The 14,942-nt window shown below is 72.3% G+C and carries 7 protein-coding genes; 6 read left to right on the top strand and 1 reads right to left on the bottom strand.

All coding sequences use genetic code 11. The features are described from left to right. Positions 1 to 198: 198 nt before the first annotated feature. Positions 199 to 2,742, bottom strand: a complete 2,544-nt coding sequence (locus tag ACFXI3_RS39150) for a LuxR C-terminal-related transcriptional regulator (protein WP_378406516.1) — start codon at positions 2,740 to 2,742, stop codon at positions 199 to 201. A gap of 514 nt (positions 2,743 to 3,256) precedes the next feature. Between ACFXI3_RS39150 and ACFXI3_RS39145 the strand changes: the two genes are divergently transcribed. The 6 genes from ACFXI3_RS39145 (at position 3,257) to ACFXI3_RS39120 (ending at position 14,866) form a co-directional block, all read left to right on the top strand. Next, positions 3,257 to 4,621 (top strand): FAD-dependent oxidoreductase, encoded by a 1,365-nt coding sequence (locus tag ACFXI3_RS39145; protein ID WP_378406514.1) that lies wholly within the window; start codon positions 3,257 to 3,259, stop codon positions 4,619 to 4,621. Beyond that, complete coding sequence (locus tag ACFXI3_RS39140; protein ID WP_378406513.1) at positions 4,621 to 5,331, top strand: DUF6875 domain-containing protein; 711 nt, start codon at positions 4,621 to 4,623, stop codon at positions 5,329 to 5,331. Before ACFXI3_RS39145 ends, ACFXI3_RS39140 begins: the two co-directional genes overlap by 1 nt. After that, positions 5,328 to 8,501: an amino acid adenylation domain-containing protein gene (locus ACFXI3_RS39135; protein ID WP_378406511.1), complete on the top strand. Its 3,174-nt coding sequence runs from the start codon at positions 5,328 to 5,330 to the stop codon at positions 8,499 to 8,501. Before ACFXI3_RS39140 ends, ACFXI3_RS39135 begins: the two co-directional genes overlap by 4 nt. After that, on the top strand, positions 8,498 to 12,868 hold the full coding sequence (locus ACFXI3_RS39130) for an amino acid adenylation domain-containing protein (protein WP_378406509.1): 4,371 nt from the start codon (positions 8,498 to 8,500) through the stop codon (positions 12,866 to 12,868). Before ACFXI3_RS39135 ends, ACFXI3_RS39130 begins: the two co-directional genes overlap by 4 nt. A gap of 70 nt (positions 12,869 to 12,938) precedes the next feature. Beyond that, positions 12,939 to 14,276 carry an MFS transporter gene (locus tag ACFXI3_RS39125; protein WP_378406549.1) on the top strand — a complete coding sequence of 446 codons (1,338 nt, stop codon included), beginning with the start codon at positions 12,939 to 12,941 and terminating at the stop codon, positions 14,274 to 14,276. After that, positions 14,273 to 14,866, top strand: a complete 594-nt coding sequence (locus ACFXI3_RS39120; RefSeq protein WP_378406507.1) for a response regulator transcription factor — start codon at positions 14,273 to 14,275, stop codon at positions 14,864 to 14,866. The genes ACFXI3_RS39125 and ACFXI3_RS39120 overlap by 4 nt, the downstream gene beginning before the upstream one ends. Positions 14,867 to 14,942: the final 76 nt, after the last annotated feature.

Raw genomic sequence — 14,942 nt, 5'->3', positions numbered from 1 at the left:
CGCATCCACGAAAACGGCCCTTCGGGGAGCGCTTTCCGCGATTTATCCGGGCTGACAGTACAGCGGCGCGGGTCCGGGTCCGGCGGTTTGTTCCATGCCCCGGGACACCGCTGTCGCGGGCCGGATCCTGTCCCGGAAACGCGGGAATAATCGGAAAACGGTCCCGGCCCGAGCCGGCCGGACCGGGAGCCGACCGCGTCAGCCGATCAACCGGCGGGCGATCCCGGCGCGGGTCGTGAGGTCGAGTTTGTTCAGCACCCGAGCCACATGCGCGTCCACCGTGCGCGGGCTGAGGAACAGCTCGGCCGCGATTTCCTTCGTCGTCAGCCCGCGCACCACCATTTCCGCCACTTGCCGTTCGCGGCGCGAAAGCGCCGGTCCGTCCGCCGTCGGCCGCGGCTTGCGCCGCCCGGCCAGCCGCCGCTGCACCTTCGTCGTCTCGCGCAGCAGCGCACTGGCTCCCGCGCTCCGGAACACCTCCCGGGCCTCGCCGATCCGCTGGGTCGCGGCGTCGAAGTTCTCCTGCCTGCCCAGCACTTCCGCGACCAGCAGAACCGCGCGGCCGCGGTGCAGCGCCATCGCCGCCCGGCCGAACGCGACCGCCGCGGCCGACGCGTCCGTCAGTGCGGCAGCGAGGTCGGCCTCCGCTGCCAGGACCGTCGCGCGAGCCAGCAGCGCGATGCCGAGATCGCTGTGCAACCCGGTCACCGCGGCCCGTTCCATCGCTTCAGCCGCCCGCCGGCGGGCCTCCGCGGGCGCTCCCTCAGCGAGCGCGACCCGGCAATCCTGCGCCAATCTGGCCACCAGCAACGGATTCTCCGTCCGCTCCATGGGCTGTTCGACGGCTCCGGGCAGCATCCCCAGCTCGAAACCGGCCTCGGCGAGGATGTGCTCCACCGTCCGCCGCCACCATTCGACAGCCGGTCGCGGCATTTTCTCGACCGTCCGCCACTGTTGCTCGGCCGCCGTGCGATCTCCGGTCGCGAGCAGGACCCGCAGCCGGATCGCGGCGGCCATCGGCACGACGTCGTGGTGGCCGAAGCGGGTCGCGGCGCTTTCCGCTTCGGTGGCCGCCTCGGCTGCTTCGGCGAGCCGGCCCAGTTTCCAGAGCACGAAGCCGCGCGCCGAATACAGAAACGGCAGCCCGGCCGCGCTCAGCGGCAGCGCCCGGTCGAGCAGGGCGAGCGCCCGCCGGTCGTCGTCGAGGAAGCTGGAGGCCCAGCACAGCGCGGGCACGGTGTAGAGCACCGAGCGCAGCTCGCTGTCGTCGAGCAGGTCGAAGCCGTCGGCCGCGGCCCGCTGGGCGTGCCGGGCTTCGGCGGTCCGCCCGGCGCAGGCCAGCCCGATGGCGGCGAGCGCCGCGATCGCGGATTGCACGGCGGACCCGGCGCCTGGGTCCGCCGCGGTCCGGCGGAGCCGTTGCTGCGCGCCGTCGATGTCGCCGTCCAGCAGTTCCAGGTGGGCCAGTTCGAGTTGCGCCCGCGCGTCAGACTTGCCCGACGCGGCGATCGCGGCCTCGGCGATCGCCCGCGCGCGCCGGGTCCGGCCGAGCGCGTGCTCGCAGCGGGAAAGCAGCGCGAGCACGCGAGGCGACTCCGGCAACGCCGTCAGCAGCGCCCGCGCCCCAGCCGGTTGACCGGAGGCCAGCAGCGCTTCCGCGCGCAGCACCGACAGGCGGCAGTGCTCGTGGCCGCCGCGCATCCGCTCCGGCAGGTTCGCCACCGCCGCGCCGAGCCAGCGCGCGCACGCCGCCGGATCGGTGCCGAGCACCTCCTCCCCCGCCGAAGCCAGCTCGCCGACCGCGACCAGATCGTGGCGGTACAAGGATTTCTCGAGGTGGTAGGCGCGCAAGGCGAGCGGCGCGTCGAGTTCGCGCAGGTACTCCGCCGCCCGGTGGTGCGCGCCCGCGGCCCAGCCGCGGCCGGCCAGCCGCGCGGCGGCGACCCGGACCAGCGGATGCCGGAACCGCAGCCCCGCGGCCCCGCCGGCCAGCACGCCGCGCCGCAGCAGCCGCTCGATCGCGTGGCCGACCTCGGCCCTCGGCAGCACAGTCATCGCCTGGACCAGGTCCGCGTCGATCGTCGCGCCGCCGCACGCCGCCGCCTGCACGACGAGCCGCTCCGGCTCCGGCAGCGCCGACACCTCGGCGAACAGCACGCGTTCCGCCGGAAGCATCGGCCGGTCTTCGGCCGCCAGGCTGTCGTCCTGTCCCGGCCACTCGCGCGGCGGCAAATCGGCCAGCAGCAACAGGTACAGCGGAATGCGCTCGGCCGCGGCGGCGATCCGCGCCCGCTCGGCGGCGTCGTGCCCGGGCAGCAGCCGCGCGACCTCGTCGTCGGTGAAAGCGGGCAAGGTCACGTAACGGGCCGGGACCCGCTCGGCGTGCAGCAGGCGCGCCAGTGCGGGCTGCTGCCGCCCGTCGCGCACCGACAACACCAGCCGCCGGTCGCTGTCCGGTCTCCGGACCAGCGACATCAACAGCCGCAAGCACTCTTCGTCGGCCCACTGCGCGTCGTCCACGACCACCAGCGATTCCGATCCGAGCACCCGCGCGAGACGGCGCGCGAACCCGGTCCCGGCGGCGGGCACCGCGCACACCGGATCCGGCGCCCGCCGGGCGACTTCGGCCAGCAGCCGGGTTTTCCCGATCCCCGGCCGCCCCTCCACCACGGTCACCGCGGCCGAGCGGTCCAGGCACGCGGCCAGTTCCGCCGACCTGCCGACAAACTCCTTCTCGACCATGCTCTCCCCCTTCGCCCGACCAGCGAATTGCGGTAATTCTACGGATGCTCGCACCCGTTATCTTCCGGTTTTATTTTGAGGCCCGGGACAAACCGGCGAATCAGCCGGGCAAGCGGGAACAGGTTAGTGCCCGCGCCCCGGCCCGGGCTATCGGCCAACAGGGAGAACCTCGGCCGTGCGCCGGGCGCGCCACGAATCTCGCAGGAGGATCGGTGAGCAACAGCGGACCTGGGCGTTTACCACGACCGGGACGAGGGCCGGGCGTTCGATCGGAACGCGCCGCCGGAACGTTACCGAAATGGCCCGGACACTTTCCGCAGCCGAACGGACACACTTCGCCCGCGATTACTCCGGTGATCTTCCGGATCACCATTGGTGAGCGTGCACTCGGAAGTGCGCGCAATACTGCTCCGATCGGCCGAATTGCGCGTCCGGCCGCCGATAACCGCTCAACGGAAAAGCACGCCGAACGGCGGCGGCACAATTGCCCTCACGCGGCGGGACGGCGGCCGGAATGAACGGCAAACAGGTTCTGGTGGCCGGCGCGGGGCTGGCCGGCTCGCTCGCCGCGATCCACTTCGCCCAGCTCGGGCACCGCGTGGAGATCCACGAACGCAGGCCGGACCCGCGCGGCGCCGGCGCGGGCGGCGGGCGGTCGATCAACCTCGGCCTTTCCCAGCGCGGAATCCGGGCGCTGGACCAGGTCGGCCTGCTCGGCCCGGTGCTCGCCGCGGCGGCCCCGATGCGCGGCCGGGTCATCCACCAGCGCGACGGCGAGCTCGATTTCCAGCCCTACGGCTGCTACGAGGACCAGATCCTGCGCTCCGTGCTGCGCGACGACCTCAACCGGATCCTGCTCGGCAAAGCCCTGGAGCACCCGAACGTCAGCGCCCGCTTCGGCGTCACTCTCACCGACCTCGACCGCGGGTCCGCGACCGCGAAACCGGTCTGCACCTTCACCGGCGAAAGTGGTCTATACCATGCTTCCGCCGATCTCGTCGTCGGCGCGGACGGCGCGTTCTCGGCCGTGCGTACCCGGCTGCTGCGCGGCCTGCCCGCCGACTTCCGGCAGCGGGTCCTGCCCTGGGGCTACAAGGAGTTCGCGATCGCCGCCGGCCCGTCCGGCGAGGTGCGCAGCAGCCCGGACGCGCTGCACGTCTGGCCGGGCGACGACGGCCTGATCGTCGCGCACCCCAACATCAACGGCTCGCTCACCGCGACCGTCTTCCTGCCGCTCTCGGGCGAGCGCAGCCTCGCCACGCTCACCACCGAACACTCGGTGCGCGCACTGTTCGACACGCGGTTCCCGGACGTGCTGGAGCTGGTGCCGGACATCGTCGAACAGTTCCTCTCGCACCCGACCGGACATCTCGTGACCGTCCGGAGTTCACCGTGGCAGCACGAAGGCCGCGTGGTGCTGATCGGCGACGCCGCGCACGCGGTGTACCCCTTCTACGGCCAGGGCATGAACTCGGCGCTGGAGGACTGCGCGGTGCTGCGCGACTGCCTCGCCAACGACGACTGGGCCGAAGCGCTCCGCACCTTCGAACAGCGGCGCAAGCCGCACACCGACGTCCTCGCGGACCTGTCCGAGCAGAACTTCGACGAACTGCGCACCCGGGTGGCCTCGCCGCTGTTCCTGGCCCGCAAGAAGGCGGACCTGGTGCTCAGCCGCGCCTTCCCGAAGCGCTGGATGCCGCTCTACACCATGGTTTCGCACACCACGATCCCGTACGCGGACGCCTTGCGCCGCGCCCGGCGCCAGCACGCCGCGCTGGCCTGGGGCGGCGGAGCCACCGCGCTCGCCTTCGCCCTGACCGGCGGCGCGCTCGCCCGCCGCCGGACCGCCGGACCGCACTCGCCTGGAGACCGAAGCTGATGCTCACCCATCCGACCGACCCCGGCCGCGTCCTGGTGGAGCGGCACGACCTCGACCCGCTCGCCCTTCCCGAACGCCTGCTGCGGTTCGAGGTCCACCTGCGGGCGATCTTCGACTGGGGCCGCGGCTACCTGTCCGGCCCGCATCCCGATCTCGGCCGCGGCGGCAACGTCTGCCCGTTCGCGCAGCCGTCGCTGGAGCGCGGCCGGTTCTACCTCGCCGTCGAACCGGGCGTCCCGGCCGCCGGCCCGCGGCTGACCGAAACCCTGCGCTGCTACCGGGACTGGTTTCTCGACCTCGCGCCGCGCGGGCACCCGAGCGCGCAGCTGACCGCCATCCTGCTGCTGTTCCCGGACGCGCCGCCGGACGACCGCTCGGGCGTGGTCGACACCGTGCAGCACACGCTGAAGTCGGAGTACGTCTCCGAGGGCCTGATGATCGGCGAGTTCCACAACGGCCCGCCGGACAAGGGCGGGCTGTGGAACCCCGCGTTCCGTCCGCTGCGCAGCCCGGTCGCGATGCTGGCGGTGCGGCACATGGTGCCGACCGACTACCCGTTCCTGCGTTCCGATCCCGACCAGGCGCGCGCGTACCTGCGGCTGTTCGGCGACCAGGTTCCGGTCCAGCTGCGGGAACTGGTGGAGCACGACCGGCTCGCCCGCGAGCTGGACGAGACCGAGACTGACCAGGCCGGAATCGGGGCGTCGTGAACGTCTTCCCTTGCTCGCCCGGCCAGGAGCGGCTGTGGTTCCTCGACCGGCTCGACCCCGGTTCTCCCGTCTATCACGTGCCCACCGCGCTGCGGTTGTCCGGACCGCTCGACGTCGAAGCCCTGCGTCGCGCCTTCGCGAGAATCTCGGCCCGGCACGCGGCGCTGCGGACCGTTTTCCTCGAGCGCGACGGCGTTCCGGAGCAAGTCGTCACCGAGAACGGCTTCTCCTTCACTGTCCGCGCGGTCAGCGACGACTCGGCCGCGCAGGCAGCGGCTTCGGCGGAGATCCGCACCCCGTTCGACCTGACCGCCGGGCCGCTCGCCCGGGTGCTGCTCCTGCGCCAGGCCGAGGACCTGCACGTTCTGGTCGTCACGCTGCACCACGCGATCGCCGACGGCTGGTCGGTCTCGTTGCTGCTGGACGAACTGGCCGAGAGCTACCGAGCCGAGCTGTCCGGCGCCGAACCGGGCCTGCCGCCGCTCCCGATGCAGTACGCGGATTTCGTGCGGTGGCAACGAGAACACCTCGACAGCCCGGAAGGCGTCGAGCTGCTGGCGGAATGGGCGGAGCGGCTGCGCGGCGCGCCGGAGCTGATCACCCTGCCGACCGACCGTCCCCGGCCCGCCACCGCGTCTTACGCGGGCGGCATCCACGAGTTCCCGTTCCCGGCCGAACTCACCGAGGCCGTCCGCAAGCTCGCGATTGCTTCCGGCGCAACGGTTTTCATGACCGTGCTGGCCGCTTACCACGCCCTGCTCGCCCGGTACAGCGGTCAGGACGACGTCGTGGTCGGCACAGTCGTCGGGCAACGTTCGCAGGTCGACACCGAGCACCTGATCGGCTTCTTCGTCAACACCGTCCCAGTCCGGATCTCGACCGCTGACGAGCCGACCTTCTCCGATCTGCTCCTCGACGTCTGCGACGCGCTGGTCGACGCTCTCGGCGGGGCGGAAATCCCGTTCGAGCGCGTGGTCGAGGCGGTCCGCCCGGAACGCAGCCTCGGACATTCGCCGATCTACCAGGTCGGCTTCAACGGCCACGGCGACGGCGCGCTGCCGCAACTGTCCGGCCTGACTGTCACCGACTTCGCCGGCCCGCACACCGCCACCGCGAAGCTGGACCTGATGCTCGGCGTCCGCGACGAAGGCGACTGCCTGCACGGATACCTCGAATACCGCACCGATCTGTTCGACGAAGCCACCGTCGTCCGCTTCGCCGAGCACCTGTGCGCGTTCCTCACCTCAGTCACCGCGGATCCCGCGCAGCGGATCGGCGCGGTCCCCCTGCTGGACGCCGCGCAACGCTGGGAACCGCTCGACACCGCTTTCCCCGCCGCAGCCACCGCGCTGGACCTGATCGCGCCGCACGTCCGCGACCGCGGCTCGGCGACCGCGATCGCCGGTTCGCTCACCTACCGCGAACTGGACACCCGGGCGAACCGGCTCGCGCACGCCCTGCGCCGCCGCGGCGTCGGCCCGGACGTCCCGGTCGGGCTCTGCGTCCGCCGCTCCGCCGAGATGGTGGTGGCGCTGCTGGCGATCTGGAAAGCCGGCGGCGCGTACGTCCCGCTCGACCCGGAATGGCCGCTGGAACGGCACGCCTACGTCATCGACGAGGCAGCCGTCCGGATCGCCGTCGTCGACCGCGAGAACGCCGGTCGGCTGCCCCGGTTCGAGACCGTGCTGGACGTCGACCTGGACTACGCCGGGCCGGACACCGCGCCGGACGGGACCCCCGACCCGGCCGATCTCGCGTACCTCATCTACACCTCCGGCTCGACCGGACGGCCCAAGGGCGTCGCGGTGCCGCACCGAGGCGTGGTCAACCTGCTCACCGGCTTCGCCGACCGGCTCGGGGTCACCGAAACCGACGTCTGGGCGTCGGTCACCACGCTGGCGTTCGACATGTCGGTGCGGGAACTGCTGATCCCGCTGATCCGCGGCGGCTCGGTCGCGGTGATCAGCACCGAGGACTCCGCCGAGCCGGTCGCGCTGTCGCGGCGGCTCGCAGACTGCGGCGCGACGATCCTGCAGGCCACGCCCACGCGCTGGCGGATGCTGCTGGCGTCCGGCGGCGTGCCCGCGAACGTGCGGGAACGCCTGTGCGGCGGCGAGGCGCTCGACCGCGAACTCGTCGACGCGCTGTCCGACGGCCGGGTCTGGAACCTTTACGGCCCCACGGAAGTCACGATGATCGTCTCCGCGGGCGCGGTCGGCCCGGGCGGTCCGGTGGTGCCGCTGGGTCCGTCGCTGCCGAACACCCGGCTGCACGTCCTCGACGCCGGGCTGAACCCGGTCCCGCCCGGCGTCGCCGGCGAGATCTACGTCGGCGGCGCGGGAATCAGCCGTGGTTACCGCGGCCGCCCCGGCCTGACCGCCGAACGGTTCGTGCCGGACCCGTTCGCCGCCGACGGAAGCCGCCTTTACGCCACCGGCGACCTCGCGCGCCGACGCGGCGACGGAACGCTGGAGTTCCTCGGCCGGACCGACCATCAGGTGAAGATCCGCGGCCTGCGCATCGAACTCGGCGAGATCGAAGCCCGGCTGCGCGCCGATCCGCACGTCTCGGACGCGGTCGTGCTGGCCCGCCCGGCCGGCCCGGACGACGTGCGGCTGGTCGCCTATGTCGTCGCCGAAGACCCCGAAGACGCCAAAGACACCGAATGGGCCTCGCTGCGGGAACGGCTTTCGGGACAGCTGCCCGCGTACCTGGTCCCGCAGACCGCCGTCTTCCTGCCCGCGCTGCCGCTGACCAAGAACGGCAAGACCGACCGCACCGCGCTGCCGGAACCCGTCTGGGAGTCCCGCGAAACGGACCGGGTCGCCCCGCGCGACGCCGTCGAACGGGGACTGGCCGGGCTGTGGCGGGAGGTGCTGGCCGTCGAGGAAATCGGCGTGCACGACGACTTCTTCCGCCTCGGCGGCCATTCGCTGCTCGCGGCGCGGCTGCTGGCCAAGGTGCGCGAGCACTTCCAGTCCGAGGTCGGGCTGCGGACGCTGTTCGCCGCGCGCACGATCGCCGCCTTCGCCGGGGCGCTGCGGGCCGCCGAAGCCGAACCCGGGGTCACCGACGAGATCGCGCTCCTGCGGGAGCGGATCGCCGCGCTGCCCGACGACGAGGTTCTCGCCCTGCTCCAAGCCGATTCCCCTCCAGGAGCGCATCGATGACACAGCACGAGCGAGAGCAGCTCTTCCGGCTGCTGGCCGCGCGCGACGGCCTTGGCGCCGCACCCGGCTCGGTCCCCCGCCGGACCGGCGACGCCCCCGTCCCGCTGCTGCCCGCGCAACGGCAGTTGTGGTTCCTGGACCGGCTCGGCGCGCGCGACGGCGTGTACACGATCTCCCAGTCCTGGCGGCTTACCGGCGCGCTCGACGTCGAGGCGCTGCGCCGCGCACTGGCCGCGGTCGTCGACCGGCACGAGGCGCTGCGGTCCGGTTTCGCGGAATCCGACGGCGAGCCGGTGCACATTCTCGCGCTGCCCGGAACCGCGCCCGAACTGTCCTATGCGGACCTTCGCGGCACCCCGGAGTCCGCCGATTCCGTCCTCACCGCGGAACGAGCCCGCCCGTTCGATCTGACCAGGCCGCCCTTGGTGCGCGGCCTGGTCGTCGCTCTCGCCGACGACGTGCACCTGTTCGTGCTGACGCTGCACCACATCGTCGCCGACGCCGCGTCCGTCGGAATCCTGCTGCGCGAACTGTCCGCGCTCTACCCGGCGAACGCGCCCGCGCTGCCCGGACCACCGGTGCGCTACGGCGATTACGCGGCTTGGCACGCGGCAAAGCCGCTGGAAGCAGGCGCGCGGTACTGGCGCGAGCAACTCCGCGACGCCCCGGCGCTGCTGGAATTGCCGACCGACCGCCCGCGTCCGCCCGCCGAATCCTTCCGCGGCAACGGTCATTCCTTCCAGCTGTCCGCGGCCGACCTCACCGCCTTCTGCCATCGCCACGGCGTCACCGCCAACACCGTGCTGCTGACCGCGTACGTGCTGCTGCTGGCTCGCCATGCCGGTCAGGACGACGTGGTGGTCGGCATGCCGATGCGCGACGAGACCGTGCCGGGGATCGAACAGTGTGTTGGGATGTTCGCCAACACCGTCGCCGTCCGCACCCGGCTGGCCGGGGACCCGACCGTCACCGAAGTGCTCGCACAGGTGCAGGAAGCCTGCGTGGGCGCGCTGGAGCACCAGAGCTATCCGTGGGAACGGGTGGCGCAAGACCTGCGGCCGGCCCGCGACCTCAGCCACAACCCGGTGTTCCAGGTGATGTTCGTGCTCAACTCCGCCGGAGCCGGACTCGAACTGCCCGGCGTCCGCGCGGACTGGCTCGACCTCCCGGTCACCACCGCGCGCTTCGACCTGACCCTGGCACTGGCCACCACTCCGGACGGGATCGAGGGACAGTTCGACTACGCGACCGACCTGTTCGACGCCAGCACAGTCGCCCGGTTCGCCGACCAGTACGAACACCTGCTGCGGGCCATGCTCGCCGCCCCGGACGCTCCGGTGTCCACAGTGGACGCACTGCCCGCCGCGGACCGCGTCCGGCTGCGCGACGGCGGCCACCCAGCCCCGCCGGTGGTCTCCGACGGAACCCTGGTCACCACGCTCATCACCCGCCAAGCCGCGCGGACTCCCGGCGCCATCGCCGTCGAAGACGGCCTCACCTACGCCGAACTCGTCTCCCGCGCACGCGGACTCGCCGGGGCTTTGCACGCCTCCGGAGTCCGGCGCGGCGACGTCGTCGCCCTCGGCCTGCCCGCGAGCCCGGACGCCATCACCGGCCTGCTCGGCGTGCTCCTGGCCGGTGCCGCCTACTTGCCGCTCGACCCCGCGCACCCGCCCGCGCGACTTGCCGAACTGCTGTCCGACGCCGCGCCCGCCGCCCTGGTCACCAGCCGCGAACACACCTTCCCGTTCGACGGCCCGGTGCTGCACACCGACGATCTCCCCGGTGCCGCAGTCCCGCCGGAGGCCGACCTCGGACCGGACGACCTGGCGTACGTCATCTACACCTCCGGCTCCACGGGCGCCGCGAAACCGGTCGCCGTCCGCCACGGCGCACTCGCCGAACTGGCCGATTCCTTCCGCCGGCTGCACGGATTCGGCCCCGGCGAGCGGGTGCTGATGATCCCGCCGCTGACCTTCGACGCCGCTGTCGGAGACATCTTCCCCGCATTGATCTCCGGCGCGGCCCTCCTGCCCTGGCGCGACGCGGCGTCGCTCACCGGTCCCGGCTTCGTCCAGCTCTGCCGCGACCGCGGGCTCACCATGGCCGACACCCCGTCCGCGCTTTGGCAGAAGTGGGTTGCCGAACTGGCAACGGAAAGCACCCCGTTCGACTGTCCACTGCGGACGATGATGGTCGGCGGCGAAGCCGTCCCGACGACCGCCGTGCGGGCCTGGGCAGCACTCACCGGCGGCCGCGTCGAACTCCACAACCACTACGGCCCCACCGAAGCGACCGTCTGCACGACCAGCTATCGCACTCTCGACGCCACCGAACTCAACGGCCGGGTGCAGCTGCCGATCGGCACCCCGCTCCCCCACGCCCGCGCCTACGTCGTCGACGACCTGCTGCGGCCGGTACTGCCCGGTGCCCCTGGCGAACTCTGCCTAGGCGGCGAGGCCCCGGCGCGCGGCTACCGAAACCGGCCGGGCGCGACCGCGGAGAAGTTCGTGCCAGACCCGTTCTCCCCGGTGCCCGGCGCGCGGATGTACCGCACCGGCGACCTCGCGCGCCTCGACGCCGAAGGACGGCTGGAATTCCTCGGCCGCGTCGACCGGCAGCTGAAGGTCCGCGGCCACCGCATCGAACCGGCCGAGGTCGAAGCGGCCTGCCGACGCCACCCCGGCGTCCAGGACGTCCTGGTCACCGCCCGCGCGGACCGGTTGGTCGCCTACCTCGTCGGCGAAGACAGCCTCGACCCGCTGTCGGTCCGCTCGGCCCTGCGCGCCGCCCTGCCCGGTTACCTGGTCCCGGACGCCTTCGCGGTGCTCCCGGAGCTGCCGCTGAACACCCACGGCAAGGTCGACCACCGCGCCCTCCCCGAGCCGGCGGAGACGACGACTGGGTTCACCGAACCCGAAGGCGAACTCGAACAACGGCTGGCCGCGATCTGGGCCGCGGTACTGGACGTGGACCGCATCGGCCGCGACGACGACTTTTTCCTGCGCGGCGGGCATTCCCTGCTGGCCGGGACGCTGATCGCGAAGGTCCGCGCGGAGCTGGACGTCGAGGTCCCCGTGCGCACTCTCTTCGAAGCCAGCACCCTCGCCGCTTTCGCCGACGCCGTCCGCTCCCCTGGCGACCGCGAAGACGACCGCCTCGCCGAAGTCCAGGCCGACGCCGTGCTTCCCGCTGACATCGACCCGCGCTGCACCCCCGCACAAGCCGAGGCCGCGATCCAGCGCGCGATGGCGCCGCGGATCGCCCTGCTGACCGGGGCGTCCGGATTCCTGGGCCCGCACCTGCTCGCCGATCTGCTGCGGCACAGCGACGTCGTGGTGCGCTGCCTGATCCGAGCCGCCGATGCCGCCGAGGGCGCCGCGCGGATCGAGCAAGTGCTCCGTGACCACCTCTTGTGGGACGACCGCTTCCGCCCCCGGATCATCGCCGTCCCCGGCGACCTCGCCTCCCCGCACCTGGGCCTTTCCGCCGCTGAGCTCGACGCGGTCACCGCTGACCTCGACGTCATCTTCCATTGCGGCGGCGAAGCGAACTTCCTGCGCCCGTATGCCCAACTGCGGCCCGGCAACGTCCTCGGCGCCGTCGAACTGCTCCGGCTGGCCTGCCGAAGCGGCGGAACCCCCGTGCACCTGGTGTCGTCGCTGGGCGTTTACCCGCTGGACCGCGACGCCGTCATCACCGAAGACCTCCCGCCCGACGACCCGACGGGCCTCAACCGCGGCTACGAACAAAGCAAATGGGCCGCCGACCGGCTGGCGAGGGCCGCCCGCGAACGCGGCCTGCCGGTGACCGTCCACCGCCCGGCGCGGGTGACCGGCCACAGCCGGACCGGCATCGGCCCGCTCGGCGACCGGTTCGCCAACCTGCTGCGCTGCCTGGCGCTGCTGGAAACCGCGCCGGCGGAGGACTTCGACATCGAAGAGGACATGGCCCCGGTCGACCACGTCGCCGCCGCCATCGGCCACCTCTCGCGCCGGCGCACCGGATACGGCTGCGATTTCCACTTCCACAACCAGCGCACGATCCGCTTCGGCGAGGTGGTCGCCGGGATGCGCTCGTTCGGCTATCCCATCGAAGCGGTGCCGTTCTCGGACTGGCACGCAGCGTTGACCGCGGCGGCCGCGGACACGGCCGACCCGGCGCTGAGCGCGATCACGGCGATGATCGAGCGCACGTCGCCGCCCCGGCGGACGGTGTTCGACTGTTCGCACACGGAGGTCGTCGTCGCGGCCGGCGGGCTGGTCTGCCCGCCCGCGGATCGCGCTTTGCTGCAGCGGTATCTCGCCCACTATGTCCACATTGGACACCTGCCCGCCCCGGCGACCGCGGGGAGCGAGCCCCGTTGACCGCCGCCTCGGACCACCGCACCCGCGCGCCCGGCCGCGCGGCTACCCGGAAGGAGCACCGTTGACCACGATGGGAACGCGGGGGTTCGTCCTCCTCTGGTCGGCACAGCTGGTCTCGATCATCGGCTCCGCACTGACCGGGTTCGTGCTCGGCGTCTGGACCTACGAGCGTTCCGGCTCGGCCACCCAGTTCGCCCTGATCATGCTCTCCGGCGCGATCCCCGCCCTGCTGATCGCGCCGTTCGCGGGCGCGCTCGCCGACCGGCTGCACCGCCGCCGGATCCTCGTCGCCGCCGACTGCGTCGCGCTCGTTTCGGTCGGCGCGCTGGCACTGCTGATCAACGCCGACCAACTGCAGACCTGGCACGTCTACGTCGTCACCGCCCTGACCGCGATGTGCGGAACCCTGCAGCAAGTCACCTTCAGCGCGATGATCCCCCTGCTGGTGCCGAAACAGCACCTCAGCCGGGCGAACGGCCTGTCACAGGTGGTGTTCAGCGCGCAGGTCGCCGCACCGGTCGTCGCCGGGACGCTGCTCGCGCTCGCCGGCCTGCGCGGCGTCGTCCTGATCGACCTCGTCACCTTCGCCGCGTCGCTGCTGGTCGTGCTGCTGGTTCCGCTCCCCCGCGCCGCCGTGCGCACCGCCGCGCCCGAGCCGGGCGGACCGTCGATCTGGCGGCAAGTCCCGGCAGGCTGGGCGGAACTGCGCCGCCGTCCCGGGTTGACCGGACTGCTCGGCGTCCTCGCCGGGTTCTACTTCTGTTTCGGCGTCGCCGGAACGCTCGTCCGTCCGCTGGTGCTTTCGTTCGCCAGCCCCGCCGGTCTCGGTTTCCAGGTGTTCGCGGGCGGCTGCGGGCTGTTCGCCGGAAGCCTGGTGATGGGCGTCTGGGGCGGTCCGAAGAAGCGGATGCGCGGGATCGCCGCGTTCATGGCTTTCGGCGGGATCGCGCTCGCGATTCATGCGCTGGCCCCGTCGCTGGCGCTGGTCATCGCGATCGGGCCGTTCTTCCTGTTCACCCTGCCGGTGATCACCGGCACCGCGCAGACCGTGCTGCAGAGCAAGGTCGATCCCGCCAACCTCGGCAAGGTCATGGCGACCTCGCGGGCGGTGTCGCAGGCCGCGAGCCCGGTCGCGTACCTGGTCGCCGGCCCGCTCGCCGACGGCGTGTTCGAGCCGCTCATGCGCCCGGGCGGCGCGCTGGCCGGTTCCGTCGGCCAGCTGATCGGCACCGGTCCCGGCCGCGGCATGGCCCTGATGTTCCTGCTCGCCGGGCTGCTGCTGGTCGTCCTGGGCGCGCTGGCCGCCCGCCCGTCGCTGCGCCGCGTCGAAGAACTGCCGGACCTGCTCGAAGAACCCGAGCCCGAACCCGCCGCGGTGGCGGCAAGCCGAGAGGAGAAGGGAAAATGACCACCCTCGAACGGACCGTCCCGGTGCGGGTGCTCGCCGCCGACCCGTTCCTGCGCGCCGGACTGGAAAGCGCCCTCTACGGCTGCGCCGAGTTCACCGGCGATCACGACGGCGGCGTCGCCGTGCTGGCTGTCGACGAGGTCGATGACCCGGCGCTTGAAGCGATCCGGGCCGCCAAGGAGCGCAACGCGACCGTGCTCTTGGTGACCGGCAGGGTCGACGCGGCCCGAGCCGCGCGCGCGATCGAGGCGGGAGCCTGCGGGGTGCTGCGGCGGGAACAAGCGTGCGAGCAGACATTGGTCTCCGCCGTGCGCGCGGCCGCGACCGGCCACGGCACCATGCCGCCGGACTTGCTGAGCGACCTTTTCGAGTCACGCCAGAACACGATCCTCGAGGCACCGACGCTCGACGCCCGGGAACGCGACGTCCTGCGCATGGTCGCCGACGGTCACGAGACCGCCGAGATCGCCTCCGCGCTGGCCTATTCGGCTCGGACGGTGACGACGATCGTGCACGACATCACCCACCGGTTGCGGCTGCGGAATCGCGCGCATGCGGTTGCTTTCGCGCTTCGCCAGGGGCTTATCTAGCGTCCGTGAGGGGAACCCTGAGGGACTCTGATTCCCTCAGGGTTCCCCTCACGGACCTTCGACAGGAGCGACAAGA

The organism is Amycolatopsis sp. NPDC059235, assembly GCF_042754125.1.
In the GTDB taxonomy this organism is placed as follows: Bacteria; Actinomycetota; Actinomycetes; order Mycobacteriales; family Pseudonocardiaceae; genus Amycolatopsis; species Amycolatopsis albidoflava.
Note: the sequence above shows the minus strand (reverse complement) of the source record. Positions and strands in the feature narration are given on the sequence as shown.